Origin of the sequence: Aquibacillus sediminis (assembly GCF_005870085.1) — a bacterium.
Lineage (GTDB): Bacteria > Bacillota > Bacilli > Bacillales > Amphibacillaceae > Aquibacillus_E > Aquibacillus_E sediminis.
Genome location: NZ_SZNM01000005.1, coordinates 209914 through 236331, shown reverse-complemented (window position 1 = coordinate 236331; position 26418 = coordinate 209914). Strand labels below are relative to the sequence as shown.

Genomic DNA, 26418 nt, shown 5'->3' with positions numbered 1-26418 from the left:
AATCAATCGGAGTGAAAGCGGCAGTTTACTACCACTTACGATTGCACCGGGACAAACTAGAAATCTCGCTATTTGCATGACCACACGATCATACACACAGCGAGATTTCATACCTAACACCATAACAATGGTGGAGAAAACATTACACAAGATGATTGATTAACTGTTAGAATCGCGGAAGTATGAATGAACTATTATTCCATTAAATCAGGTAAAATCGTAACAATCTGCGGAAATGAAATTAATAATGCAATACAGGCAACCATCGCAATAATCATCGGTACTACTCCTCTAAATATGGTTTGAACAGGAATATCTGGAGCAACCCCTTTGATCACGTAAACACTAATACCTAATGGTGGTGTTAAGGAGCCAATATTGATTGCCATTACCATTATGACACCAAACCATACCCCATTGAAACCTAATTCTGTTATAACAGGATAAACAATTGGTAAAACAAGTACAATCAAAGATAGCCCCTCAATAAAACAGCCTAGAATGAATAATGCAAGAAGAATCAGAATTAAAATCACGTACTGGTTCAATTCTAAATTACCAACAAAACTTGTCAGCTTCACTGGAATTCTGCTTATCGTTAAAAATTGACTAAACAAGGTAGCACCAATCAAAATTAGGAAAATATATGCAGTTAAACGAACAGATTCATTAAAAGATTTTTTTAATTTCTCAAAGTCCAACCTTCTCGAGAGAATGGAAATAATTAATGCAAAAATTGCCCCTACCCCCGCTGCTTCTGTCGGGGTAAAGACTCCTAAATAAATACCACCAATACTAATTAAAAATAACAAAAGGAAAGGCCATACTGTCTTAAGGGAAGTAATTCTTTCCATGAACTTGGCTTTCTCTGAACGCGCCGGGGCTAATGATGGATCACGTCGTACAACAATCATGATCGCTACAATGAAAAATAACATTTGCACGATACCTGGCAAAATCCCAGCAATTAGTAACTCACCAATCGGCTCTCTTGTTAATATTCCATATAAAATTAAAATAACACTAGGCGGAATCAGTATCCCTAATGTTCCACCAGCAGCAACACATGATGTTGACAGACTTGGTTTATAGTTGTATTTAGCCATTTCAGGTAACGTAATTTTCGATACAGTCGCCGTCGTTGCGTTCAAAGATCCTGAAATAGCTGAAAATATACTTGCTGTACCAATCGTGGCCATAGCAAGTCCACCACGTAAGTGCCCAATCCAGCTATCCACCGACCGATATAAATCTCGCCCCAATCCTGTATAGGACAAAATCATTCCCATTAAAATAAATAACGGAATGACACTTAAGGAGTAAGAACTTGCTGTATCAAAAGGAGTTCTACCGAGTTGTGTAAATGCAATATCCCAACCACGAATCATCGTTGTACCAATTAAACCGACTAATAACATCGCAATTCCTACTGGTACTTTCATCAAAAACATTAGAATTAGAACGACTATTCCAGCAACGCCAATGACTTCAGGACTCATCATTCTTAACCACCTTTTGTGCTTCAGTTATTGCTCTTAATAATGCGGTTAGTGCAAATACAGTGATACTAATTGCTGCTAAAATAGCAAACAAGTAAATTGGTAAACGCAAATCGCCTGTGACCGTATCGGAAGCATATAGGCGCTCTGCATTACCAAATAAACTCCATGCTACTAATCCGATTAATACAGCAATTACTAGATTAATGATACTATCAAACACCAATTGTATTCTTTTAGGGAATTTCTCTACTATAAAGTCAATTGTAATATGTTCTTTTTTTACATGGGTATAGGCTAAACTTAAAAAGATGACCATGGATAATCCCAATTCCGTAATATCAACTGTTCCGGTGATCGGCTTATTAAACATCCATCGGCTAAACACATCAACGGTAACAATTATAGCCATGATGAATAAAACGAATTGGGCTACATAATGTAGCCCTTTACTAAGCATATCGATCAGTTTCTCCATCCTATCACACCCTTCTATTCCCGCACTTCCTCTTTCAGTTCGACAGCACGGTCATAAATTTCTTGGCCTGGATAGCCTTCCGCTTCCATGTCATCAATCCAGCCTTGAGTAACCTCATCTAAAGCATCTTGCCAAGCCGCGAGCTGATCACCACTAAGTTCAATAAATTCTGCACCATTTTCTTCTGATTGTTGTTTTCCCTTTTGACCATCAACATCAAATACTGCACCAGCTTCGGCAGCCGTTTCAATTCCTGTTAAACTATCAAGAACTTCCCGATCAGCATCTGAGAAACTATTATACGTATCTTTATTCATGACCGAAAAGAATGGCGTTGCTGAAAAGTTACCTACCGTTATATAATTCGCAATTTCATGAAAGTTGTAATTATATAATGTTTCTAGTGGAACCATTGCTGCATCAATAACGCCTCTTTCAAGTGATTCATATACATCACCCATTGGCATCGATACTGGAGCCGCGCCTAACGCTTCTAAAATCTCGTTACCCAGTGGGGATGGTGTACGAACTCGCAATCCGTCTAAATCATCAGGTGTTTCAATTTTGTGATCTTTACTAATAATTTGTGCTGGTTCAGCTGTAAATAAGAAAAGGGCTTCTGTTTCATCATGTTCTTCTTGAAATTCTGGAAATTCTTCATACAAATTGGCTATGATCCTGGAACCATGTTCAGCTGTTTCTGCTAAAAATGGCAATTCCAATACAGATACAAGTGGAAAACGCCCTGGTGTATAACCATGTACACTTAATGCAATATCCGCTTCACCTGTAACAGCCATATCATATTGGGAACCTGCATCCCCTAAAGCGTTAGATGGATACAATTCTGTTGTGATTCTTCCGTCCGATTCTTCATCTAAAGTTGATCCAATATCATCAAAAACTTGTGTTTGGATTGGGTGGTTTCCTGGTAAAAAGTGAGAGATAATTAGATTATGAGATTTGCCACTCGCTTCGTCTCCAGAGCTTCCTCCCCCCTGGGCAGTTTCGTCATCTGAACCACACGCAGACAGCACAAATACCAACATCGACATAAACAGAATACCTATAAATTTTTTCACACTTTCTCCTCCTATTTACATTATTTAACGAAATTTTCTGATTTTTAAACAAAACAAAAATCGCCTTTCTATGTACATCACACCCCCTACCCCTTTTAGCTAATTTAACTGTTCTAACTAAAGTTCATCACATTGTTTGTTATCGCTTACATTATGAGGTAAAAAAATTACCTTTTACATGCACCTAAATAAGCACACGTTATATTATATATAAAATAATATATGATGTTACGTGTGCTGTCAATGGGAAACTTGTATTTTATACCTCTATTTTTAATTATATATTTTACTCTGTATATAACTGGCAGTAAGACCTTCACTTCCAGCGACAAGCTTAAATCAAAGGAAGTGACCAAACTCCAATTTTTTCATCTATTGAAATGTGCGTCGTTCGGCGATTGTACTGGAGTAAAAAGCTGACACCTATTGTAGTGTCAGCTTTTTGAATTATTTATCTTTTACTCTTAATAATCTTAGAGCGTTCAAGGTTACTAGTAAGGTCGCTCCCATGTCAGCAAAAATCGCAATCCATAAGGTTAACCAACCAGGTATAACCAATAATAACGCTAATACTTTAATAGCTATAGAAAAAGTGATGTTCTGTTTGATGATTGCTAAAGTTTTGCGACTTAATTTGATGGTATATGGCAACTTCCTTATATCATCAGACATTAAAGCAATATCAGCTGTTTCTAGTGCAGTATCTGTACCAGCACCACCCATTGCAACCCCAACAGTAGATGCCGCTAATGCTGGGGCATCATTTACACCATCACCGACCATTGCGACACTGTTATGGTTATCACGAAGTTCTTTAATAAGATTTAGTTTGTCTTCTGGCAGTAGATCAGCTTTAATAGTTGAAACACCAGCTTGTTTTCCAATTGCTTCTGCGGTCCTGTAGTTATCACCTGTTAGCATTACCGTTGCAATTCCTATATTGTTCAATTTACCGATGGCATCTTTTGAAGATTCTCTCATCTCGTCAGCTACAGCAAAGAACGAAAGGATTTCTTTTTCTGTTCCTAACACCATGACGGTTTTTCCTTGAGTTTGCATGTCATTAATTTTTTTCCTTCTATCGGTTTCAAGGTTTTCATGCAATTCCTCAAAAAGTTTTGGACTTCCGACATAATAGATTTGGTTATTTACTTTTGCTTTTACCCCTTTACCTGTAATCGATTGAAAATCTTCAACCGATACTTCATTATATCTCAATCCACTTTCTTCTGCTTTTCTCAAAATAGCTGAAGCAAGTGGATGCTGTGATCCTTTTTCAATGGCTGCTGTAATTAACAACAAATCATCTTCATTTCCACTAAAATTTACAATATCTGTCACAGCTGGTACGCCTTTTGTTAATGTTCCTGTTTTATCAAAAGCAATGGCTTTTAGAGCTCCAGTTTCTTCTAAATAAATACCACCTTTAATTAAAACCCCATTTTTAGCTGCATTTCCAATTGCCGTAACAATTGAAACAGGGGTAGAAACAACTAAAGCACATGGACAGCCAACCACCAATACAGCTAAACCTTGATATACCCATTCGCTCCAATCACCGCCAAATAATGGAGGCATAACAGCGATTAAAAAAGCCAAAATAACAATTACTGGTGTATAGTATTTCGCAAATTTATCGACAAATGCTTGAGAAGGTGCTCTTTCTGCTTGAGCTTCTTCTACCAAATGAATGATTTTTGACAATGTTGTATCTTCTACTCGTTTGGTTACTTTAACTTCAATTAACCCTTCTTCATTCAATGTTCCTGCAAATACTTCATCCTCAATCGTTTTTGTTACTGGAACACTTTCACCTGTAATGGCTGCTTGATTTAGTGTAGAAGTACCTTTAATAACCATCCCATCCATTGCAAGTTTTTGGCCTGGCTTAACAATCATGATGTCGTTAATTTGAATATCTTCCACGTGAACTATCATTTCTTCATTGCCTCGGCGAATTAACGCTTCTTTTGGAGCAATATCCATTAAAGATTCGATCGATTGGCGAGCTTTATCCATGGAATAACGCTCTAAAGCTTCGCTAATAGCAAATAAAATAACAACAGTCGCCCCTTCGCCCCATTCGCCGATGATCGCAGCACCTAAAACCGCAATAGTCATAAGTGTATTCATATCAAATTGTAATTTACTCAGATTTTTAACACCTTTAATAAATAGTGAATATCCGCCAATTAGAATAGATGCCGCATATCCAACTTTCGGTAATAGAACTTCTTCACCTAATTGAGCTGCTAACCCCCAACTAACCACCAGCAATAGTGCTGATAAATATACCTTTATCGTTTCCTTTTGTCGCCAGAACGGTTCAGTTTCAATTTTTTGTTCTTTTTCATCTCTCACCTTTAAATTTTCAAAGGCTCCAGCTTTTTCTAATTCTTCGATGGTAGTCTTTCCTTGAACCGACACTTTAGATGCTCCAAAGTTCACTTTAGCATCCTGGACACCTGGTAATTCTTTTACATTTTTTTCAAACGTAGAGGCACAACTAGTACAAGAGAACCCCTGGACACGGTAAGTTTTCATTTCCTCTTCGGATAGGTTTGTATTCCTATTAGACATCAACCTTCACCTCGTTCTTATGTGTTAAAGCCATCATCATGATCTGCTTAATATGATCATCATCTAACGAATAAAACGCTAATTTCCCTTCTTTTCTAAACTTTACAACCCCTTGTTTATGAAGGGTCCGTAAGTGATGAGAAGCATTTGCAATCGTAACACCTACAATATTTGCTATATCACAGACACATAACTCTTCCTCTAGACACAAAGCATAAGTGATTTTTGCTCTATTTTCCTCCGCAATAGCTTTTAGCATTTGTGAAACACTAGTAATGTCTACTGTCTGCATATCAGTTTGTATTCGATTAACCTTTTCTTCGTCATAACAATAAATTTCACAAGTGTCTTTCTTATTCATTTTCTCACCTTCTACATTCAAATACATGCTTGAATATAGTATAACGCTTCCTCTCCACGTCATTCAAGTGCACATTTGAATATAAAAGAATTAACAGAGCCCAATTGTAATTAACATTGTAAGTGACAGTTAAACGAACATGGTTATTGACGTTCATTTTTACACTTTAAACCCATACAGCACCATAAGATTTATGTACATTTGTAAAAAAATGTTACTTTTTACAATACCCATTTGGAGTTGAATTAAAAAAGAAGTACAAAACGCTAGTGCGTTATGTACTTCTTTTTGGTAGTATTTTTTAATTTTCCCCTCCGTTAATCAAACACCTAGTTTTACCTTGATTTCCTTGGGTCTATTCCTCTATACTTAGCTCTCCATCTACCATCAATACTTGTAATGTTAACAGTAATTGGTAGCTTACCGAAGGATCTCTTAGTTCTTGTTTAAGGATCGATTCTAATCGTTTAATACGATACCTTAATCCACTCATTGACAGGGCTAGGTCCTCCATTGATTTTTCTAGGTTTCCTCCATTCGACAAAAATACATACAAAGTCTTTACTAGTTCAGCATGTTCCTGTTTATTCGTATATAATTCTCCAAGCAGGTGTTTTGCTTTTTGTTTTATTGCTTTTCTATTGCTACTATTAATTAAAAAACCAACTACACCAAGGTCTTGAAACAATACGATTTTTTTCGATGTATTAGTCATTTGTAATGCTGTTATTGCTTCCTGATAGTACTCATTTGCTTCCTCAATTCTTTCGGCACAGGTACTGACACCTAACTTAAACGTTATTTTCTCAAAGGAATTCTCCAAGTTGTTCAAAAGGTTAGTAGATAATGAACCGATATTATCTTCTTTTTCCTCAACTGGAATCAATAAAACAATCACACCAGATCGTTCACCAATTAAAACATTCGATCTTTTTTTAAAATAATTTCGAATATACTCTCTTAACTCTTCATAAACCATTAACTCTGCTTCACGATCATCAGGTAGTGAATGATAATTCAATGCGAGTATATAATAGGCGTTATTAAGGTTAACATTAAGGTAATTTCCACGTTTGAAAATTTCTTCATTTGATGAAATGTCACCATTAATCAATTGGTCTAGCAAGTGACCTTTAATTCTCTCCATCGTTTCAAAAGATGTCTTCTCATTTAATAAGTATAAAGAACAAACAGTAGCAACGTTTTCTAGGATCATCTTTTCTACCTTCGATGGTGTTTCATCATGCCTGTAAATAAAAGTACAATAACCTAAACATTTTTTCTTCAACATGATAGGTGTTGTTAAATAGTGATAAGGTTTATTCTTAAGATGAATCGTTTTATAGAAATGCTTATTTTGTTGCCTATTATGCTCTAAACAGTCTCGTAATTGGGTTTCAAATTGTTCTAAAGAATCCTCACTTAAACCTGAATAAGACAAGGCGGATAAATTGATATCCTTAATAATAATTGGAAGTTGTGTCTCTTGAAACACAATATCTGTAATCGATTGTAAATTGTTTCCGTTAATTAATTCATCTGTTAAACGATTATGAATCGATACAGATTTGGATAAATTATTTCGTTCTTCTAATAACTGTTTATATGTATTTTCTAGTTCATTAAGGATGGTTGGATTATCATAATATTTTATTTCATCTTCTATTTCTCCATCCCATTCACGTAATGATTTCCCCACATAATAACAATCGCTAGCCCCTGTAGCTTTACAAGCAACTTCTTTAAAAATAATAGGTTGTTGGCAAATCTCTGAATAATACCCACTAGCATAACCTACTAACGTGTAACATACTGGATAGGAAGAATGTCCGAAATGGTTCATATGATCTTCAGCTTCAAATGAATCAATCCATTTCCCTTCAACATGAATCGACTTAATCGTTCCATCTAAGTGCGTTTCCATTTGGAATTTCGTTCGTTTCACATTCGTATAGCCCTTCATCATATGCAGTGTTGGACCTTGCTTCAAAAGATCTTCCATAGAATCAGCATTTTGACGTAATAATTTTTTAGCATCATCTTTGCCCAAATTCCATCCATAGCGAATCAAAAAACCTTTCATGTGATCTTCACTAATATAATGCATTAAATCCTTTCGAAGTGTGCCGAAAACTTTCGTAGATGTTAAAATCATTCGCTCATCATCTAAATAAATCCTGCCCTGATCATTCATAACATCTTTAAAAATATTATGCTCTAATTCCATTACGTCACCTCTTTAAGTGAAGGTTAAATACTTTTTCTAGATCTATTTATTGCATATAAGTTATATTATGCGACATAACCTTCGTAATTGTCTCTCTGCTATTCTGATTGAAATAAGTGATATACCATCGCTGCGGCAGAATACTACGCTTTCCATGGGCACGGCCTCAGCTAACTTGGTAAAGAAGACCACTTTACCAAGTGGATCTTCGGCTCGCGCTATTCCCATAGGAGTCTCCGTATTCTGCCTTCGCTGGTAACACAATTCTGATTAATAGTGAGTGTTAGACACTTTGCGGCGTTCTCCGCCATGAACAAAAAGCTTATAAGGTGTTATGGAACACTTTAGCAATGTGTATTTAGGCTTAAAATCATTTTTTAATAAATGACAACTTGCTTACTTGGACATAGTAAGCAAGTTGCACAAAATACAATGCACTCAAGTAGCGGAGGAAATACACGGAGACTCCCGTGGGACTAGTGGCATCGGTGAGACCCCGCAGTGAGGGACGAACGAGGAGGCTCACCAGCCCCCCACAGGAAAGCGTAGTGTATTTCCGCAGCGATCTATTGGCACTCACCATTTTAGGAAGTTGCTTATTTATGTCGCATAATATAGCTAATACGCACTTAAATCCATCACCGTTTATGAAAAATGTTGTATAAAAAGAGGGAGTGTTTGAACTCCCTCTTCTGTTTCTAGTTAAAATGCTAGCGATACATATTTGGTTTCTAAATATTCTTCAATACCATAGTAGCCACCTTCACGGCCTAATCCACTTTCTTTAAATCCGCCAAATGGTGCTTGTGGAGTGGATGGTCCTCCATCATTAAGGCCGACAATTCCATACTCTAGTCCTTCACTAACACGAATGGCACGACCAATATTTTCTGTAAATACATAGGCAGCTAAGCCAAATGGAGTATTATTCGCTCGCTCAATCATTTCCTGTTCCGTCTCAAAAGCCGTAACAGGTACTAGAGGGCCAAACGTTTCTTCACTCATGCACAACATATCATCAGATGCCCCTGCTACAACGGTAGGATAGTAGTAATTTCCTTGTTTAGCATCAGAAACAGTACCACCGACAGTTACATTTCCACCTTTGCTGGCAGCATCTTGTACATGTTCATCTACTTTCTCAATCGCTGCTTTGTCAATTAGTGGACCAATATCGGTAGAGTCACTTAAGCCATCACCTAATTGCAACTCTTTAACAACATCTGTTAACTTTTCAACAAATTGCTGTTCAATCGATTTATGAACATAAACACGATTCGTACAAATACAAGTTTGACCCGCATTACGGAATTTAGATCCTACTACCCCTGCAACCGCTTTATCTAAGTCAGCATCGTCCATGACGATAAAAGGAGCATGACCACCCAATTCTAGCGAAATTTTCTTCATTGTCTCTGCTGCATCACGCATTAATAGTTTTCCAACTTCCGTTGAACCAGTGAAAGTTAGTTTCCTCACGCGAGCATCATCCGACCACGCTTTTCCGATTTGACTGGAGCTTCCTGTTACGATATTGACAACACCCTTTGGAATACCAGCCTTTTCTGCCAATTCGACTAGTTTAATAGCAGTAATTGGTGTTTGGGAAGCAGGCTTTATTACGACTGTACAACCAGCAGCTAATGCAGGTCCGACTTTTCTTGTAATCATCGCAGCCGGAAAGTTCCATGGAGTGATCGCAGCAACTACTCCAACAGGTTGTTTTTGGACAAAAATCCGTTTATTTTGATGGGAAGCTGGAATAATATCTCCATATACCCGCTTTCCTTCCTCTGCATACCATGAAATAAAGCCATTGGCATAGTTTACCTCTCCAATCGCTTCTTTTAATGGCTTTCCTTGCTCTAATGTCATGGCCCTGCCAATTTCTTCTTTTTCTTGTTCAATCAATTGATGCCATTTAATTAGATAACTACTTCTTTCTTCTGCTGTTTTTTGTCTCCATTCGACTAATGCTTCGTGCGCCGCATCGACAGCTTGTTTTGCTTCCGCGGTACCGCCTTTAGGCACGGTAGCAATAACATCATCCGTCGCTGGATTTACGACATTAACTTGTTCGAGATCTTTTCCACACCACTGGCCATTAATGTATAATTGATAGGAAGTAACTGTATTCGTTTCCACTTACCTCACCCCTTCTTCCAATAGTTTGAATCTTCATACTATTATAGCACCTGGTCAACAGGCTGCAAATTCGAGATAGTCTTTTTGGTCATATTTTTATTACTAATCTTTGTAACGATGATGGATATTGTTTTGTTTATATGTCGGGTTTGTAAATTCATACAATTCCATCGATAATGCTAAGTATCGTTTTTCAAACAGATCTGCAAAATGATCTTTAATCACTGCAAATAAGTCCTCACATACTACCTTCTTTTGTTCTTCGGTTCGACCTTTTCCCAATTTTAATGTCACATGGACAAACGCATCGTCTTCCGAACCATCGGCAACAAGATAATCTTGTAGTGCAATTGCTCTTGAACGCAAGCCACCTATTGGGATAATATCCTGGTGTGTTAAAAGGGTTTGATTTACTTTCTTTAACAATTCTGGAATGTTGGATTCTGTTTTGATATTATCTGTAAATTCGATTACTAAGTGTGGCACCGGTAACCTCCTCCTTAACCTTCAACCTTATGCATGTTGGACATATGTCTCTTCCCCTACTATAGTGTTCACTAGTCTTCCGACACCTTCTACTTCCGTTATAACTTCATCTCCAACCTTAGTATCAACGGATCCCTTAGGCGTACCAGTTAACAGTACATCTCCTGGATTCAATGTCATAAATTCACTTAAATATTCAATTAATTCCACAATACCTAGCATCATGTCGGCTGTCGTACCTTGTTGTGTTAATTCACCATTTACGTAAGTCCGTAAAGCAAGGTTCATCGGATCCTCTATGTCTTCTTTATCAACTAACCAAGGACCAATTGGTGTACACGTATCACGGTTTTTCACGCGGAGGTTTGGTCGATAATAATTTTCTAGATAATCCCTCAAAGCATAATCGTTGGCTACAGTATAGCCACGCACGTAATCATATGCATCTTCTTTTTTTACATTTCGCGCTGTTTTCCCAATTACTACTGCTAATTCACATTCATAATGCATAAAAGTCACATCACTAGGTCGATAAGTTTGACTGCGGTGGCCAATAAACGTGTTTGGTCCCTTAAAAAATACGAGTGGCTCTTTTTGTTTGGCTGAAAAAGAAAGTTCTTTCGCATGATCCGCATAATTTAGTCCAAGTGTAAAAACTGTTTTTGGTTCAATTGGAGGGAGCCATACAACATCCGATTCTGATACAACTCTGCCGTCATTCAATTGAACACCGCCTGCTGCTTCTATCGCATCATGAATAGTACCATCATAGGCTACACGTGCATGCTTCATTATTTTCTGCCTCCTACCGTAACTTTTTCTTTTACAAGAGTATTTTCTAAAGTTCCTACATGTTCAATTTCAATTTGGATTTGATCATTTTCTTGTGCTAATGGTGCATTTTCAGGAACACCTACCAATAAAATATCTCCTTGATAAAGTGTCATAAAGTCTGTTACATCAGCGATTAAACGTTCAACAGAACGGATTAGATTTTTAGTACTATTCTCTTGTTTTAATTCTCCATTTATATAAGTACGAATTATTAATTGATTCGGATTCTTTACCTCATCACGATGAACAACCCATGGTCCAATTGGACAAAAACCATCTCGTGCTTTTTGTTTAATTGCCGGGCGGTAAACGCTCTCATGCGGAATACTGACATCATTGACAACGGTGTAGCCTGCAACATGTTGTAAAGCAGATTCTTCTTTTACTTTTGTTGTTGTTTTTCCTATCACAATCCCTAATGCTGCTCCCATTTCAAGGACAGATTCCTCTTCAGGCATTGGCACCGAACTAGCAAATCTATTGAATGTATTTACTGGTTTAATATATAAAATAGGTCCTTTAGGAGGAGCTTTATATGGATCTTCATTCATAGAAGGTTCTAACTGATCATAGACACCTTGATAGTTTAATAGTGCACCATAAACCGTTCCTTGTGTAGGCACATCAAAACTAACTTCGTCTACATTATATATAGTTCCATCAAGCTCAATGGTACGATCGTTTAAATTTGCGGTCGTTTCTTTGGATAGTTGGTCTCCACAAAGTTTGACTGTTACATTGCTCACGATTATCTCTCCTTTATGTTCGAGATGAATGATACGGAACCCGCAATCTAATCTACCACGTAAGGTCTGCTTAAATTGCGGACCTCTTTCAACGTCATTGTCTTCTACTCTTAGAAAAACAGACCAGTTACAAACTGGTCTAGATGAAAAGCGTTCCCTATTATTTAATTTAACGATTAGGCATGTTGTAATAGTAAACCATAATCTACTAATGTTTCACGTATTTCTTTTTGTAGTTCTTGTGAAGGTAGGTCCATCGGCAAACGCAATACTGGTTCGATTTTACCCATCATGCCTAATGCAGCTTTAACTGGTGCAGGATTCGTGTCTTTAAAAAGCACATCGTTTAAGCGCATAAGGTCATAATGAAGTTCCTGTGCTCTTGCTACGTCTCCTTCTTCCCAAGCGTCATGCATTTCTGCTACTTTCTTAGGTTCTACGTTGGCCGTTGCACTAATCGAACCTGCGCCACCAATTGCAAGCATTGGATAGCAAAGTAATTCAATACCTGAATATAATAAAAAGTCTCTACCGCAATGAAGCAATACGCGATTGACATGTTCAAAATCTTTATTGGATTCTTTCACACCAACAATATTTGGACAATCTTCATTTAAACGTGCTAATGTTTCCACTTCTAGATTTTGAGCAGTACGCCCTGGAATGTTATAAACGACAATTGGAATATCAACAGCATCTGCAATCGTTTTAAAGTGTTTATATAATGCATTTTGATTTGGCTTATTATAATATGGAACAATAACTAATGCTGCATCCGCACCCAATTCTTGTGCTTTCTTTGTTAAATACATTGCTTCATCATGATTGGTAGAACCAGTTCCTGGTGCAAATGGTACTCTGCCATCAATTGTTTTCACCGCATTTTCCATTACCTTTACTCGTTCTTCGACTGTTAACGAGCTAGGTTCACCTGAAGTACCTGTTACAGAGATACAGTGTGTTCCATTTGCTAGTTGAAACTCAATCAATTCTGATTGTTTTTCATAATCCACTTCATGATTTGATTTAAATGGAGTGATCACTGGTGTGATCGAGCCTCGTAGTCGTTGTTTGATTTCATCGTACTGGTTAGTCATCAACAATTTCCTCCCTATCAAGCTGTAATAATATATTAGACTAAGGCTGTTTTCATCAATGTTTAGAAAACAGCCTAGACTATTCATTTAGTTAAATAACAAATTGTGGCTTTCTTTTCTTCAGTGTTGGTTCATTTAATCCAATCTTTTCTCCAGTTTTTACATCCAATACTTCTGATGCTTCATCAAACCAGCTATCTGGTGCTTCATGTCCCCAGAATGTTTGACGTAGTGGGTCATCAAGGTCCCATTTAATCGGTTTGAAGTCTGGATCACCTGTATAGTAATCACCATTATATAATTCAATTCTGTGGCCATCTGGATCGCGCAAATATAAGAAAAAGGCATTGGATAGTCCGTGACGTCCTGGTCCACGCTCAATACTTGGCGCAAGCCCTGCAGCAGCTAAATAGTCACAACCATCAATTAAACTCATTGGATCTTTTAACCAAAAACCAATATGATGAAGTCGAGGTCCTGGACCATTCATAAATGCTACATCATGCACAGCTGGTTTACGGTGCAACCAAGCAGCCCAAACTCTTTGTTCCTCCCCTTCTGTATATTCAGAACATGAGAATCCTAGATTGTTAATGTAATAGTCATACGCTTTTTCAACATCAGGTACCATACAATTAAAATGATCAATGCGCTGTACTTTTGCACCTTTGTATAGGTCATAGCGTTGTAACAATCGCTCAACTGTATCCATTTCGGCATAATATTCTACTGGAAGGCCTGAAGTATCTTGAATACGGAACGAACGTCCTAACGCTTTTTGAGTTCCTTTCTCAAACCAAACAACTTCTGTTCCTTCGTTCTCAAAAACAGCTGCTAATTTGTCAAGGTCTTCATCAGAACGAACCCTATAGCTTATCGTTTCAATTGCAGGAACCGCTTTCTTTTTTAGTAAAAGGCTGTGATGGTTATGCTCTTCTAATCCTCGTAAATAAAGACTTTCTTCGTCTGAATCCGTTACCACAAATCCAAGTGCATCATAAAACTCTCTCGACCTTTCTAAATCTGTCACATGTAAGACGGCCCGACCTGTACGAATAATATCAAAACTCATAACGCATTCCCCTTTCCATTTATATATGGGTTCAAAAAGGGGGATAAGCACGCATCGAAGTTGATGTCGGTGAAGTGAAAGAGAAAATCATTGCGTTTTTTCCCTGCTTTTTGAACGCTTTAACTTGTTTCGTTCTTACTTACCAAACTGCGGAATATGGTGATCTTTTATTGCAACATGGATAATTTGTTGTTCTGTATAGAATTCAAAGGCATAATAGCCACCTTCACGACCAATGCCACTATGTTTTGAACCGCCAAATGGTGTGCGTAGGTCACGAACATTTTGCGAATTTACCCATAACATACCAGCGTCAATTGCTTGTGCCACGCGATGACCACGTTGGATGTCTTTCGTCCATACATATCCAGCAAGTCCGTAGCGCACATCGTTAGCAAGTTCAATTACTTCCGCTTCATCTTTAAATGTCATCGCTGCAATAACAGGACCAAAAATTTCTTCTTGCACAACACGCTTGTCATTGTTTGCATTTAAAATGATGGTTGGTGCTACATAGTTTCCTCGGCTTAAGTCTTCAGAAATATGTCCACTATATAATGTACATCCCTCTTCTTCAGCAATACCTAGGTATTTTTTCACATTATTATAATGCTTCTGGTGAATAAGTGGTCCAACTTGTGTATTATCTTCAAGCGGGTCACCAACTTTAATGTTATCGACACGTTGCTTTAACTTTTCAATGAATTCATCTGCAATACTTTCATGTAAATACAAACGGGAGTTGGCAGTACACCTCTCCCCATTAAAGGAGAAGATTCCCCATGTACAAGCATCCAATGCTCGATCGAAGTCTGCATCATCAAATACGATAATCGGTGATTTTCCACCTAACTCCATCGAAAAACGCTTCAATGCATCTGCACCGTTTTTCATAATTTCTGAACCTGTTGTCGTTTCACCAGTAAACGAGATCAGTTCAACATCTGGTTGCGCAACTAAGGAAGCCCCAGCAGTTTCACCAAAACCATGAACAACATTAAATACACCATCAGGTAAGCCTGCTTTATCAATGATTTCTGCCAAACGGTTAGCTGTTAATGGTGACCATTCTGCAGGTTTTAAAATAACCGTATTACCTGTTGCAAGAGCTGGTGCGATTTTCCATGTTTCTAGCATAAATGGCGCATTCCATGGTGTAATCAATCCAGCAATCCCTACCGGCTTGTGTACAGTGTAATTGATGAATTCATCATCCACTTGGTATGCTTCACCATATAAATGACTTTTCACCATGTTTGCATAGAATCGGAAATTATTTGCTGCTCTTGCTACCATCTTTCTTGTTTGGCTAATTGGCAAGCCTGTGTCAAATGATTCAAGTGGAGCAATTTCTTCAATATGTTCATCAATTAAATCTGCAATCTTATATACATAAGCTAATCTTTCATCTAGTTTTAAATTTCCCCATTCACCTTTAAATGCTTTTTTGGCAGCTTTAGCAGCTTTTTCGATATCTGCTTTATTCCCTGAAGCAACCATATTGATCTTCTCATTTGTAAAGGGACTGATATTTTCGAAAGTAGCTTGGCTTTCTGCCTCTACAAATTCCCCATCAATATACAACTTTATGTCTTGTACTTGTTGTTGCATTTGCACATGTTTATCCACTACTTGTTGTGTCACACGATCCTCTCCTTCTTCATATTCACTATTCGTTCAATTGAGGAGTAACAATTTTCTGATTATTACATTTTTAATTATATATTAAATCGTATATGATTTCAAACAGTTTGATCACGTTTTAATTTGGAAGCGTTTACAATGTTGTCACTCCATTCCCTCAAAAAAGAGAATGGTGAAGATTAGATAAATGTTGTCCCATTAGGCTTTGACTTTTGTGAACGATACGCTTCGATTGTATTTAGTTTATGGTTTCGAACAGCAGTCTCGATCTTTTCAAAACTTGATTGATCTTGTAACAAATCAATAATTTCAGCATGTTCTTCAATAGAAGCTTTTGCTCTTTTTGGGTTAAACGTTGACCCCGCTACCCTGATCGAGTCTAACCTACGCCAAGTTTTTCGGATATTATCCACTAAATATTTGTTTTCACAACCTTGATAGGTTAAATCATGAAATGCCCTGTTCAACCTCCCAAATTCACTAAAGTCAAATTCCTCTAAAGATTTCTTCATGTCTTCATTCATTTCTTTTAATGTTTCTATACTCTGTTGCGACATGTTTTGATGATTCATCGCTGTAGCGTATCCTTCCATTAACGCTAAAACGGATAACGTATCTAAATACTCGTTTTCATTGATTGGCGTTACGACCGGGCCTACATTTTGTTTATATTCGATTAAACCTTCCGCTTCCAATTGGCGGACAGCTTCCCGAATGGGAATAGCACTTGTTGACAACTCCTTCGCTAATTGATTGATTACAATTCTTTGACCTGGAGCGTAATACCCTTCAATGATTCTTGTTTTCATATAGTTGTATGCTTTTTGTTTTTTATTCATATTAGTAGTCATAGTATAAAAAATAATATACTAGATTATATATTATGTCAAAGTAAAGTTGCCAACGTTTTGCCGTTCCTACCCGTTATCTTGCGTAATCGACTTTTTCCTGTGTGCCATAACAACCACAGTAAAACAGTAATGGATCCCCATCTTTTATTTCGATCTCTCTTACCTTCCCAATAAACAATGTATGATCACCAACCTCATAGGTACGATCAACATCACATACAACCGAAGCAAGTGAATCTTTTATAACGGGAACATCCATCAGCCTTCCGAATTCAATTTCCTTCTTTTCCTTAGTCTGACCTGCAAAATGCATGGAAATATCCTTTTGCTGTTCCGACAAAATATTAACAGCATAAGAACCTGAGATATTAATTTTCTCTAACATCGTTGCTTTATTATCAATTGAAATAGTAACTAATTTCGGATCCATAGAAATCGACATAAATGCATTTGCCGTCATTCCATGGATGTTCTCCCCTACTTCTGTCGTTATTACAGTAACACCTGTTGCAAAGCGCCCCATCGCTTGTCGGAAAAGTTTATCATCCATCATGCTTTCTCCTCCCTTTTTCTATTTATATAGATACTGACCTTGTCGTTTCGATCCTGGCTAGAAATTCTATTGAACAAACTTGATCCATATCTAATAAAGACGCTGATAGATCTAGTTCATCCTCACTGTCCGTATAACAATGATAGATCCCCCTAATTTTTCTATCATGTTGAGATATTTCTACATCATAAGCACCTGATTTTGGAAGCAGAAACGCTTCCGTAGGTTTGACGATCAATTGGTTAGCTTTTGTTACGTGTAGCGTTGCCTGGATTTGATAATTAGTCCCCAAGTAACTTGGAATCAAATTCATTTCCCCTTTGCTAATCAATTCACGCACCAGTGTAGAGCTAATTTTATCCTTTAAATACGTTTTCTTAGGAATCACGGATAATCCAAATGATTGTTTGATAGACTCTCGACGTAGCATATTTGTGTTTCCAAGCGCCTTGAAACCAAACGTAAAGTCAAATCCAACCACAATATGTCTCGTATTCATATCCACAATATATTTAGTTATAAATTCTGATGGCGGGAGAGATGCAAACGATCGATCAAAATGTATGACAAATAATTTGTCAACCCCCATCGCTTCCATTCGTCTTATCTTCTGTTGCAATAGCATAATATACTTGCGATTTGTATCTCCCTTTAGCACTACATCTGGATGAGGACTAAACGTCATGGCTGTAAATGATAGATTTGCGTCTCTCGCAAGTTGTTTTGCATGACTTAGTAATGCTTGATGCCCTTTGTGAATACCATCAAAAAAGCCTACTGCCATCACATGTGGTTTTACATTGACCTTATCATCAGAATGGTTTAAGTAAACGACTTCCAAGTCTCTCTCTCCCTCCATGCTGTTGTTTTAATCAGACGTCATTTCCTTATGATTTTACCAAGTCAGGTTTTACAATATTTTCACGTTTTAGGAAATCACGGACCGCTTCTTTATATGGCTCTTTGTCATACTTATCAAAATAAGCCATCCCCATTTTAACCGGGTCACCAAAGAAATAATATTCATAGTGTGTTTGTCTGCTACCAAATGCACTCATGGTTAAATCCCATGCTAAGCGGAATAATTGGACACGCTCATACCCTTCAACATTTTTACCTTGCATTGCACGGTGTAAGATTGGGCCGATATCTTCATTTGCAAAGTCGTTGTATGTTGGAATCCCCATCAGACCAGAAGCACCTAGAATCCTTAGAATCTCTGTCATGCGTGGATAAATACGCGGGAACCAGTTTCTTGCTGCGTCCAGCGCTTCAAAGTCTGGGGTCATCACACCCCATTTATCAATTTTGGCATTGTGCTCTGCACGATATAGATGTGACTTCATGTTTTCTAGCGTTAACATAATCTCGGTTCCCTTATCTTTAACATGTTGGAAACCGTCGATCCCGATTGAATCCATTAATGTAAGGGTTACTCCCAATAGAAATTCTGTCTTAGCAATTCCCTTTGTAATAACTTGGTGAGACATATGCACCACTGCATTTGTTTCACCAAAGGCACGGTTACAGATGGAAGAATTCTCAAGTACAAAAACACGATCCCATGGTACTAATACATTATCGAATGAAACAATCGCATCTCCTTCTTCAAAAGAAGAACTCAATGGGTGATCGTATTTATTTTTACCATAATCAAAAGCTTCACGACTCAAATATTTCAAGCCTGGTGTATTGTTCGGTATTGCAAATGCTAGGGAATATGGATCATCTAGTTCCCCTGATTTCTTAACAGTAGAAGGGAAAACTAGGATTTCATCGGTAATACCTGCCTGTGTGGCTAATAAGCGAATGCCATCAACAACGACACCATTATCATTCTTTTCTACAACATGTAAGGCAACATTTGCATCTTTTTGCTCCGCTTGGATTTTTGCACGATTTACTTGTGGGTGAATTAATGTATGGGTGAGACTGATGTCATTTTCACGAGCGAATTCTGCATATTTTCTTGCATTTTCGGCAAACATCGGATCACCTTCACCATAAAAATCTGCCGCCTCTCCCATTGTCATGATTTCTGCATTTAAATAATCTGGAGAGCGTCCCATTAATCCTTTCGTAAAGTTTTGCCATTCCGCAATGGCTTCACGTCGTTCAATTAAATCTTCAACCGTTCTCGGTACCATGAATGTCTTTCCTACTTTTTCCCCTGTCGTCGGTGAAGTGTAAAGCATTTTATCAGGTTTTTCATATTGAAGATCATATAACTTTGCCATTGACTGAATCGCATTTTTAAATGCGGGATGTTCTGTTACATCATCAACACGTTCCCCATCCATATACACATTGTTATTTGCTTTTTTCAAATTATCAATATACTGTTGACCTGTTTTTGCTGGCATCTAACCATCTCCTTGTCATTTTTTAAACGCGCTAGTTGTAAACGATTTCAACTTACATTAAACTAATAGTAGATGAATTTTTTCTACGATAGACTAGTTACTCACCATTAGAGTTACCATCCATCACCCCTTTGATTTTTTCTGAAAAATTATTATATTTAAAATATAGCATGCGCTTTCATATTTTAAAAATATCTATTAGATTGGTTATCTATACAAAAAATATATACGAAATAATATATCATTTTAGACAAGGAGAATAAAACATGGATCTTCGACAATTACGTTACTTTTATACGATTGCCAAAGAAGGACAAATCACTCGCGCTGCTAACAAACTACATATGGCCCAACCTCCGTTAAGTACTAGTTTAAAAGAATTAGAGACTGAATTAGGTGTTTCACTATTTGAACGTAATCGAAAAAAAATGGAGTTAACAGAACCTGGGTTGCTACTATATGAAAAAGCTGAAAAACTATTTGAGTATTTAGATGAAACGGTGATGGAAGTAAAAGAAACTGGAGATGGATTAAGAGGGACACTTTCCATTGGATGTGTAAAAACTTGTTTTTCCCATATGCCAAAGCGATTAAAAACCTTTCGAACGCAATATCCCAACATCACCTATGAATTGATGGAGGGTGACTCCTATTTTCTCGCAGATCAACTGATGAACAGAAGTATTGATCTTGCCCTAGTCCGATTACCACTAGAAATGAAAGATTTTGAATATGTCCCATTGCCCGATGAAAATTATGTCGTTGTGATCCCAAATAGTTGGGCAGAAGATTTTTCCACGGGAAAAATTACGATGGCTAATCTGGTTAAGCTTCCTTTATTGCTATTACATCGACTTAGTGGGATTGGTCAATATGAAGTAATCCTAGACAAGTTTCATAAAAACAACTTACAACCAAAAGTCGTGTGCCAATGTCCTGATGTTGATATTTTATTAGAATTAGTTAGAGAAGGTTTAGGGGCATCGATTGTTCCTACTTCTGCTTTAACAGATCACCAATTAAATGGGATTAAAAAGTTAATGATAGAGGATGAAAATATTGTTTCCAAATCAGCTATTATATGGCTAAAGAATCGGTACCTATCTAAAAGTGCTAGACAATTTATTGAATTATTTCATGCATAATGGTTAACAGCAGTAAAATAGCATACCAATCATGATAGGATTGGTATGCTATTGCTTATCTTCTATCTATTTTAAAAATGAATAACTTATTAAACCAATGTCTTAGCTAAATCAAACGCTATTGGTTCGATTGGTTTGATGTCTTTACGGTTTGCTAAGAATTCGGGACGAGGTGACAGTTCAGAGAATGGTTGTTGCAATTTGTTTTCAACACTATTAAACACAAAGAATACATTACTGCGTGGGAAAGGAGAGATATTCCCTGCTGACCCATGCATAATATTGCTTTCAAAAAATAGAACAGAGCCAGCTGGACCTGTTGCACGGTCAATTCTTCCCCCACTTTGATCTACTAAGCCTTTCAAACTATCATTATCTGGTGTACCAAATTCTTGTTTCTTCAATGATTGTTCAAAGTGTGCATCTGGTGTGCCTGCAGCACATTGAATATAGTGCTTGTGTGAACCAGGTATTAACATCAGTGGTCCATTGTATTCATAGTTATCGGTTAAAATAATCGAACAACTAACTGCACGCATCCTTGGCATTCCATCTTCTACATGCCATGTTTCAAAGTCGGAGTGCCAGTAAAATTCTTTCCCTTTAAAACCAGGTTTAAAATTAATTCTCGACTGGTTTATGTAAACCTGGCTTCCTAATAATTGTTGTGCCACATTTACGATTCGCTCATGTGCAGATAATTTTTGAAAGAAATCCGTATTGCGATGGACATCAAAAATGGAACGAATTTCATCGCTACCTTGTTCCCGTACAACATGAGGTTGATTAACGGATTTATGATCATCCATCGTACCATTTAATTCTTTACGTAGAACATCTACTTCTTCATCTGAAAATAGTTTAGGAAACATTAAATAACCATTTTTTTCATAAAAGTTTAAATCTTGACTATTTAGTGGTCCGTCTTGTTGGGAGCCATAAATGACTGGATCCTTTCTTTCCATCATTGAAGGCGTTGCACTGATTCTGGAAGGATAGAAATCAACCATTATAACACTCTCCCTTTTCAAATGTTTTAAAAGTTCAGTTTCGAACTTTTTCCAGTTATGATTCTACTAATTTAGCACTACTCACTCAAGTCTGCTAATAATTGATAAGCTAGCACAAGCGGGCAAATTAGAAAATGTGTCACACAAAATTCATATTTATCTAAATCTTTCGGCTTTTATCAATCACTTGCTCTTTTTATTTTCGTTCGACTGAATCATCCATAGATGTCGAATAAAAATCACGCTTTTCCTTATTAAATTCGTATATTCTAAATTTCAACATGGCGATCATCCCTATAATTGGACCAATCGCTAAAGAAATAAAAGCCCATTCCCAACCAACCACTTTTTGTATCAACGGGATTATATTGATGGAAAAAATAGTGATTAGATATCCCATACACATTTGAAAGGTTAAAGCTGTCCCAACGTATTCCGAATCTGCAAAATCTGATACCGCGGCAGAATACTGAGCAGAATCTGAAATAATAAAAATTCCCCAAATGATTGATACAAGAACTGTAAGCCACAGTGTTTGACCATAGGTGAAACCAATCAAAATCGCACATGTTGCACTTATTCCCATTGAAACAATGGTTAATTGAGATCGACCAATCTTATCTGCAGCTACTCCACCAACGACACATCCAATTCCGCCTGCAATTCCGATCACTAAAAAAGAAATCAAGCCAATAACCCATGAATTTAGCGGCTCGGAATTTGTATGTGCGCTAGCCGTTAGAAATATCGGCAACCATGTCCACATCGCATACAATTCCCACATATGACCGATATATCCATAATTTGCCAACATAACTGGTCTATTAGTACTTACCTTTTTAATTAACCTAATCGTAAACGGCTTTCTTTCAACAACGATCGGTGAATCTTTTACCCACCAATTGATGATGATTGCTGCTAATACCGCTAAGATCGAACTGGTCCCAATTACCATTTTCCAATCTAGACTAGAATATAAAACAGTAGAAAGATGCGGCAATGATGAACCAATGGTTAACGCTGCGATTAAAGTCCCCATCGCCAATCCACGATGTTTAGGGAACCATTGTGCGATAAGTTGTACTGCTGGCGGATAGACACCTGCTAACGTTACTCCTGTTAAAACTCTTAATAAAATTCCAAATATAGCATGGTCCACTACAATCAACGCACCATTCATGCTTGCTCCAACTAGTGCAGAAATAGCAAACACTTTGCGAGGATTGTAATGATCTGTAAGACCCAATAGGGAACTAGTAAATGCTCCAATAACAAAACCTGCTGGTACTGCAGCTGATAACCATGCTTCTACCCGCAAAGTTGTGTTCCAATTATCAATTAAAGAGGGAGCAATTGCAGAGGCACTAAACCAGAGGCTTAATGCAAATAATTCAGCTATACTAATAAGACATAATGCTTGCCAAGATTGCTTCATATTATCACCCAACAATTAAATATTCATTTAGTTTACTAGAATATTGTTCAAAAGACAAAAGAGTATTTCAACTAAATGGGTTGATCAATCCAGAAAAAGGATAAACAGTATACCTGTGCACCAATTTTATAGAATAAACAAGAACCTTTTAATAGATAACTAAAAAACGCTCTAGTTGCATGACTAGAGCGTTTTTACATTAAATTCCGTGCAATATGAAGTTTACCAAAAATAAACCTGCAATAATATATAATGGAAGTGACACTTGACTTGGTTTTCCAACAACTAACTTAGCTAATGGATAAGCAATAAATCCAAACGCAATCCCATCCGCAATGCTGTATGAAAATGGAATCATGATAATAATTAAGAATGCTGGAAATCCTTCAGACAAGTCTTGTAGATTAATATTTTTGATATTTTGTAACATTAATCCACCAATAATAATTAAAATCGGTGCAATGGCACTACCTGGGATAATTGTAACAAACGGAATAAAGAAAATCGATAGTAAAAATAATAACCCGGTGACAATCGATGTGATCCCTGTTCGACCACCCGCTGTAATTCCTGCTGCCGTTTCAACTGTTGATACCGTTGGACTAGATCCAAACACACTACTCAACATCGTTGACACAGAGGTTACACGAAAGGCAGAATCGTATTTTTCTGGTTGCTCCGCTTGTTGCACTTGACCACTAACTAGCCCGATATTTTCAAACACTAGTACCATGGTAAGAGAAAATGTCGCAATCCAAAAAGTCAATGTCGCAATTCGTTCAAATGACAGTGCTGCAAACACTTCGCCGTATTCACCCAGGCCAGATCCAACACCAATTCCAGATGCTTGAATCCCGCTCATGTCAATTAAACCAAACATCCATGCAATCATTGTCCCAGCAAAAATAGTGATTAATAAGTTGGCTGGTACATTTCGTAAAAATAATACAAGTGCAATAATCAATGTCAGTAGAAAGGCAATCACTTCCAGGCTCCCGATATCACCGAGTGCAATTAAGGAGTGCTCTCCCTTGACAATGATTTGACTTTTTTCCAAACCAATCAATGCTAAAAATAGACCTAGGCCTACAGAAATTGCATCTTTTAAGGAGCTTGGGATCGATTTTGCCAATATTTTCGACAAACGCGTACTTGCAACGATGATAAAAAGTACACCAGACAAGAAGACAACGGCTAAAGCTTCTTGCCATGTTAATCCCATCGATTGTACAAAGGTATAAGCAAACATGACATTAACGCCCATACCTGGTACAAGTATTAATGGTGCGTTTGCCCAAAATCCCATAATCAAGCAACCTGCAACAGAGGTTAAAATTGTCGCCCATACAGCCGCTTCAATCGGTATACCTGTATCAGCTAAAATCGATGAATTGACGGCAATGATGTATACAATGGTAAAGAATGATATACAACCTGCTAGTAGCTCTTGCTTAATGGTAGAGCCTTTTTCATAGACACCAAATTGTTTATTTATTTGTTTCTGTAACATTTTGTTTCCTTCTTTAAAATTGTCCCTCTCCCACCCGCCATTCAAGTGGAATGACCAAAATAATAGTATACGTTTTTATGCAAAACAAAGCAATAGCCTGAAACGAAATGGAATTTCCTTCCAGGCCATCACAACTTTAGGCTTTAATAATCACTAGTAGATGTACCGCCAGTAACAATTGCAATACCTGCACTTGCACCAATACGTGAAGCGCCTGCTTCCACAATCGCATCAGCGGTTTCTCTATCACGAACACCACCAGAAGCCTTCACTCCAATATCAGGTCCAACTGTTTTACGCATTAGAGCGATATCTTCAACGGTAGCTCCACCTGTTGAGAAACCAGTGGAAGTTTTCACATAATCCGTACCTGCTTTCACAGCTAATTCACAAGCTCTCACTTTTTCATCATCTGTAAGTAGACTTGTTTCAATGATAACTTTCACTAGTGCTTTGCCCGCTGCCGCATCTACAACGGCGCGAATATCTTGTTCAACAGCGTCGTAATCGCCATCTTTTAGTTTCCCAATATTAATGACCATATCAACTTCATCTGCGCCCTTACTAATGGCATCTTTTGTTTCTAATGCCTTTGCTTCAGCTGTTGTTGCGCCTAGTGGGAAGCCAATCACGGTACACACCTTTACATCCGAATCTTTTAATAATGCTGCCGCTTGCTCGATTCGAGATGGATTAATACAAACGGAGAAAAATCCATATTCCATTGCTTCTTCACAGACTTCTTGCACTTGTTGTTTTGTTGTATCAGCTTTCAATACCGTATGATCAATCATGTTTGCTAATTTTTTATCCATTCGATCACCTCATTATGTGTTATAGTTCCGTTTCATTTTGGGGATGTCTACGCTTCTTTTGTTAAATCATCTGGAGTGAATGCTCCTGGCAAGAGCTCTTCAACGGTTGTTTCGAACTGCTCATGTTTTAAATTTGTTAAGATTACCTTCATATCTCTTGGACATAACTCGGACATTACTTGTCGACAAGCACCACATGGTGGAACAGGGCGCTCTGTATCTGCAACAACAACTAACAAATCAAAATCCTTTACACCTTCTGAATAAGCTTTAAATAGCGCTGTTCGTTCTGCACAATTACATACTGGATAAGCCGCATTTTCAATATTACAGCCATGATAAACATCACCAGTTGTTGTACGTAATGCTGCACCTACTGCAAATTTCGAATATGGTACATAAGCCATGTCTCTTGCTTTAACAGCCTCATCTATCATCATTTTGTTATCCATTCGTAAACACTCCTTTAGATGAATTTAACGGTC

General features: G+C 37.4%; 23 protein-coding genes. 1 reads left to right on the top strand and 22 read right to left on the bottom strand.

Annotation, left to right across the window (positions count from 1 at the left end; translation table 11 throughout):
- Positions 1 to 194: 194 nt before the first annotated feature.
- The 17 genes from FCI53_RS08070 to hpaB form a co-directional block, all read right to left on the bottom strand.
- Positions 195 to 1499: a TRAP transporter large permease gene (locus tag FCI53_RS08070; protein ID WP_138417622.1), complete on the bottom strand. Its 1305-nt coding sequence runs from the start codon at positions 1497 to 1499 to the stop codon at positions 195 to 197.
- Positions 1489 to 1977, bottom strand: a complete 489-nt coding sequence (locus FCI53_RS08065) for a TRAP transporter small permease (RefSeq protein WP_138417620.1) — start codon at positions 1975 to 1977, stop codon at positions 1489 to 1491. Before FCI53_RS08065 ends, FCI53_RS08070 begins: the two co-directional genes overlap by 11 nt.
- 14 nt (positions 1978 to 1991) lie before the next feature.
- Entirely contained in the window at positions 1992 to 3059 is a 1068-nt protein-coding gene (locus tag FCI53_RS08060) for a TRAP transporter substrate-binding protein (protein WP_246050047.1), read from the bottom strand.
- 447 nt (positions 3060 to 3506) lie between these two features.
- Positions 3507 to 5639, bottom strand: coding sequence for a heavy metal translocating P-type ATPase (locus FCI53_RS08055; RefSeq protein WP_138417618.1), 2133 nt, complete (start codon positions 5637 to 5639; stop codon positions 3507 to 3509).
- The gene (locus FCI53_RS08050; RefSeq protein WP_138417616.1) at positions 5632 to 6000 is read right to left on the bottom strand and encodes an ArsR/SmtB family transcription factor; all 369 of its coding nucleotides are present in this window, start codon (positions 5998 to 6000) and stop codon (positions 5632 to 5634) included. Before FCI53_RS08050 ends, FCI53_RS08055 begins: the two co-directional genes overlap by 8 nt.
- A 355-nt stretch (positions 6001 to 6355) precedes the next feature.
- On the bottom strand, positions 6356 to 8227 hold the full coding sequence (locus tag FCI53_RS08045) for a XylR N-terminal domain-containing protein (protein ID WP_138417614.1): 1872 nt from the start codon (positions 8225 to 8227) through the stop codon (positions 6356 to 6358).
- A 702-nt stretch (positions 8228 to 8929) separates the two neighbouring features.
- A complete protein-coding gene (locus FCI53_RS08040) occupies positions 8930 to 10372 on the bottom strand; it encodes an NAD-dependent succinate-semialdehyde dehydrogenase (protein WP_138417612.1) in 1443 nt (480 codons plus the stop codon).
- Between the two features lie 102 nt (positions 10373 to 10474).
- Positions 10475 to 10858: a 5-carboxymethyl-2-hydroxymuconate Delta-isomerase gene (locus FCI53_RS08035; RefSeq protein WP_138417610.1), complete on the bottom strand. Its 384-nt coding sequence runs from the start codon at positions 10856 to 10858 to the stop codon at positions 10475 to 10477.
- 27 nt (positions 10859 to 10885) lie between these two features.
- Positions 10886 to 11650 (bottom strand): fumarylacetoacetate hydrolase family protein, encoded by a 765-nt coding sequence (locus tag FCI53_RS08030; protein ID WP_138417608.1) that lies wholly within the window; start codon positions 11648 to 11650, stop codon positions 10886 to 10888.
- On the bottom strand, positions 11650 to 12438 hold the full coding sequence (locus FCI53_RS08025) for a fumarylacetoacetate hydrolase family protein (RefSeq protein ID WP_138417606.1): 789 nt from the start codon (positions 12436 to 12438) through the stop codon (positions 11650 to 11652). Before FCI53_RS08025 ends, FCI53_RS08030 begins: the two co-directional genes overlap by 1 nt.
- A 176-nt stretch (positions 12439 to 12614) precedes the next feature.
- Complete coding sequence (gene hpaI / locus FCI53_RS08020; protein WP_138417604.1) at positions 12615 to 13535, bottom strand: 2,4-dihydroxyhept-2-ene-1,7-dioic acid aldolase; 921 nt, start codon at positions 13533 to 13535, stop codon at positions 12615 to 12617.
- Positions 13536 to 13626: 91 nt separating this feature from the next.
- On the bottom strand, positions 13627 to 14607 hold the full coding sequence (hpaD, locus tag FCI53_RS08015) for a 3,4-dihydroxyphenylacetate 2,3-dioxygenase (protein WP_138417602.1): 981 nt from the start codon (positions 14605 to 14607) through the stop codon (positions 13627 to 13629).
- Positions 14608 to 14742: 135 nt separating this feature from the next.
- Complete coding sequence (gene hpaE / locus FCI53_RS08010) at positions 14743 to 16218, bottom strand: 5-carboxymethyl-2-hydroxymuconate semialdehyde dehydrogenase (protein WP_138417711.1); 1476 nt, start codon at positions 16216 to 16218, stop codon at positions 14743 to 14745.
- Positions 16219 to 16430: 212 nt separating this feature from the next.
- The gene (locus FCI53_RS08005) at positions 16431 to 17090 is read right to left on the bottom strand and encodes a GntR family transcriptional regulator (protein WP_246050046.1); all 660 of its coding nucleotides are present in this window, start codon (positions 17088 to 17090) and stop codon (positions 16431 to 16433) included.
- An 85-nt stretch (positions 17091 to 17175) separates the two neighbouring features.
- Complete coding sequence (locus FCI53_RS08000; protein ID WP_342774183.1) at positions 17176 to 17655, bottom strand: flavin reductase family protein; 480 nt, start codon at positions 17653 to 17655, stop codon at positions 17176 to 17178.
- 22 nt (positions 17656 to 17677) lie between these two features.
- Entirely contained in the window at positions 17678 to 18496 is an 819-nt protein-coding gene (locus tag FCI53_RS07995) for an FAD synthetase family protein (RefSeq protein WP_171038105.1), read from the bottom strand.
- Positions 18497 to 18542: 46 nt separating this feature from the next.
- Positions 18543 to 20018 carry a 4-hydroxyphenylacetate 3-monooxygenase, oxygenase component gene (gene hpaB / locus FCI53_RS07990; RefSeq protein WP_138417596.1) on the bottom strand — a complete coding sequence of 492 codons (1476 nt, stop codon included), beginning with the start codon at positions 20016 to 20018 and terminating at the stop codon, positions 18543 to 18545.
- Between the two features lie 266 nt (positions 20019 to 20284).
- On the opposite strand from hpaB, the gene FCI53_RS07985 reads away from it, so the two are divergent.
- Complete coding sequence (locus FCI53_RS07985) at positions 20285 to 21163, top strand: LysR family transcriptional regulator (RefSeq protein ID WP_138417594.1); 879 nt, start codon at positions 20285 to 20287, stop codon at positions 21161 to 21163.
- A gap of 89 nt (positions 21164 to 21252) precedes the next feature.
- Here the strand turns inward: FCI53_RS07985 and thpD are convergent, their stop codons facing one another.
- From thpD to FCI53_RS07960, 5 genes are all read right to left on the bottom strand, one after another.
- A complete protein-coding gene (thpD, locus tag FCI53_RS07980) occupies positions 21253 to 22173 on the bottom strand; it encodes an ectoine hydroxylase (RefSeq protein ID WP_138417592.1) in 921 nt (306 codons plus the stop codon).
- A 196-nt stretch (positions 22174 to 22369) separates the two neighbouring features.
- Positions 22370 to 23608: an MFS transporter gene (locus tag FCI53_RS07975; RefSeq protein ID WP_138417591.1), complete on the bottom strand. Its 1239-nt coding sequence runs from the start codon at positions 23606 to 23608 to the stop codon at positions 22370 to 22372.
- Between the two features lie 199 nt (positions 23609 to 23807).
- Complete coding sequence (locus tag FCI53_RS07970) at positions 23808 to 25118, bottom strand: NCS2 family permease (RefSeq protein WP_138417589.1); 1311 nt, start codon at positions 25116 to 25118, stop codon at positions 23808 to 23810.
- 143 nt (positions 25119 to 25261) lie between these two features.
- Complete coding sequence (gene deoC / locus FCI53_RS07965; protein WP_138417587.1) at positions 25262 to 25933, bottom strand: deoxyribose-phosphate aldolase; 672 nt, start codon at positions 25931 to 25933, stop codon at positions 25262 to 25264.
- 47 nt (positions 25934 to 25980) lie between these two features.
- Complete coding sequence (locus FCI53_RS07960; protein ID WP_138417585.1) at positions 25981 to 26385, bottom strand: cytidine deaminase; 405 nt, start codon at positions 26383 to 26385, stop codon at positions 25981 to 25983.
- Positions 26386 to 26418: the final 33 nt, after the last annotated feature.

Excerpts from the sequence above, each read along its gene's own strand:
- FCI53_RS08070 (WP_138417622.1), bottom strand. The coding sequence starts at position 1,499 with ATGAGTCCTGAAGTCATTGGCGTTGCTGGAATAGTCGTTCTAATTCTA.
- FCI53_RS08065 (WP_138417620.1), bottom strand. The coding sequence starts at position 1,977 with ATGGAGAAACTGATCGATATGCTTAGTAAAGGGCTACATTATGTAGCC.
- FCI53_RS08055 (WP_138417618.1), bottom strand. The coding sequence starts at position 5,639 with ATGTCTAATAGGAATACAAACCTATCCGAAGAGGAAATGAAAACTTAC.
- FCI53_RS08050 (WP_138417616.1), bottom strand. The coding sequence starts at position 6,000 with ATGAATAAGAAAGACACTTGTGAAATTTATTGTTATGACGAAGAAAAG.
- FCI53_RS08045 (WP_138417614.1), bottom strand. The coding sequence starts at position 8,227 with ATGGAATTAGAGCATAATATTTTTAAAGATGTTATGAATGATCAGGGC.
- FCI53_RS08030 (WP_138417608.1), bottom strand. The coding sequence starts at position 11,650 with ATGAAGCATGCACGTGTAGCCTATGATGGTACTATTCATGATGCGATA.
- hpaI (WP_138417604.1), bottom strand. The coding sequence starts at position 13,535 with ATGACTAACCAGTACGATGAAATCAAACAACGACTACGAGGCTCGATC.
- hpaD (WP_138417602.1), bottom strand. The coding sequence starts at position 14,607 with ATGAGTTTTGATATTATTCGTACAGGTCGGGCCGTCTTACATGTGACA.
- hpaE (WP_138417711.1), bottom strand. The coding sequence starts at position 16,218 with ATGCAACAACAAGTACAAGACATAAAGTTGTATATTGATGGGGAATTT.
- FCI53_RS08005 (WP_246050046.1), bottom strand. The coding sequence starts at position 17,090 with ATGAATAAAAAACAAAAAGCATACAACTATATGAAAACAAGAATCATT.
- FCI53_RS08000 (WP_342774183.1), bottom strand. The coding sequence starts at position 17,655 with ATGATGGATGATAAACTTTTCCGACAAGCGATGGGGCGCTTTGCAACA.
- hpaB (WP_138417596.1), bottom strand. The coding sequence starts at position 20,018 with ATGCCAGCAAAAACAGGTCAACAGTATATTGATAATTTGAAAAAAGCA.
- FCI53_RS07985 (WP_138417594.1), top strand. The coding sequence starts at position 20,285 with ATGGATCTTCGACAATTACGTTACTTTTATACGATTGCCAAAGAAGGA.
- thpD (WP_138417592.1), bottom strand. The coding sequence starts at position 22,173 with ATGGTTGATTTCTATCCTTCCAGAATCAGTGCAACGCCTTCAATGATG.
- FCI53_RS07975 (WP_138417591.1), bottom strand. The coding sequence starts at position 23,608 with ATGAAGCAATCTTGGCAAGCATTATGTCTTATTAGTATAGCTGAATTA.
- FCI53_RS07970 (WP_138417589.1), bottom strand. The coding sequence starts at position 25,118 with ATGTTACAGAAACAAATAAATAAACAATTTGGTGTCTATGAAAAAGGC.
- deoC (WP_138417587.1), bottom strand. The coding sequence starts at position 25,933 with ATGGATAAAAAATTAGCAAACATGATTGATCATACGGTATTGAAAGCT.
- FCI53_RS07960 (WP_138417585.1), bottom strand. The coding sequence starts at position 26,385 with ATGGATAACAAAATGATGATAGATGAGGCTGTTAAAGCAAGAGACATG.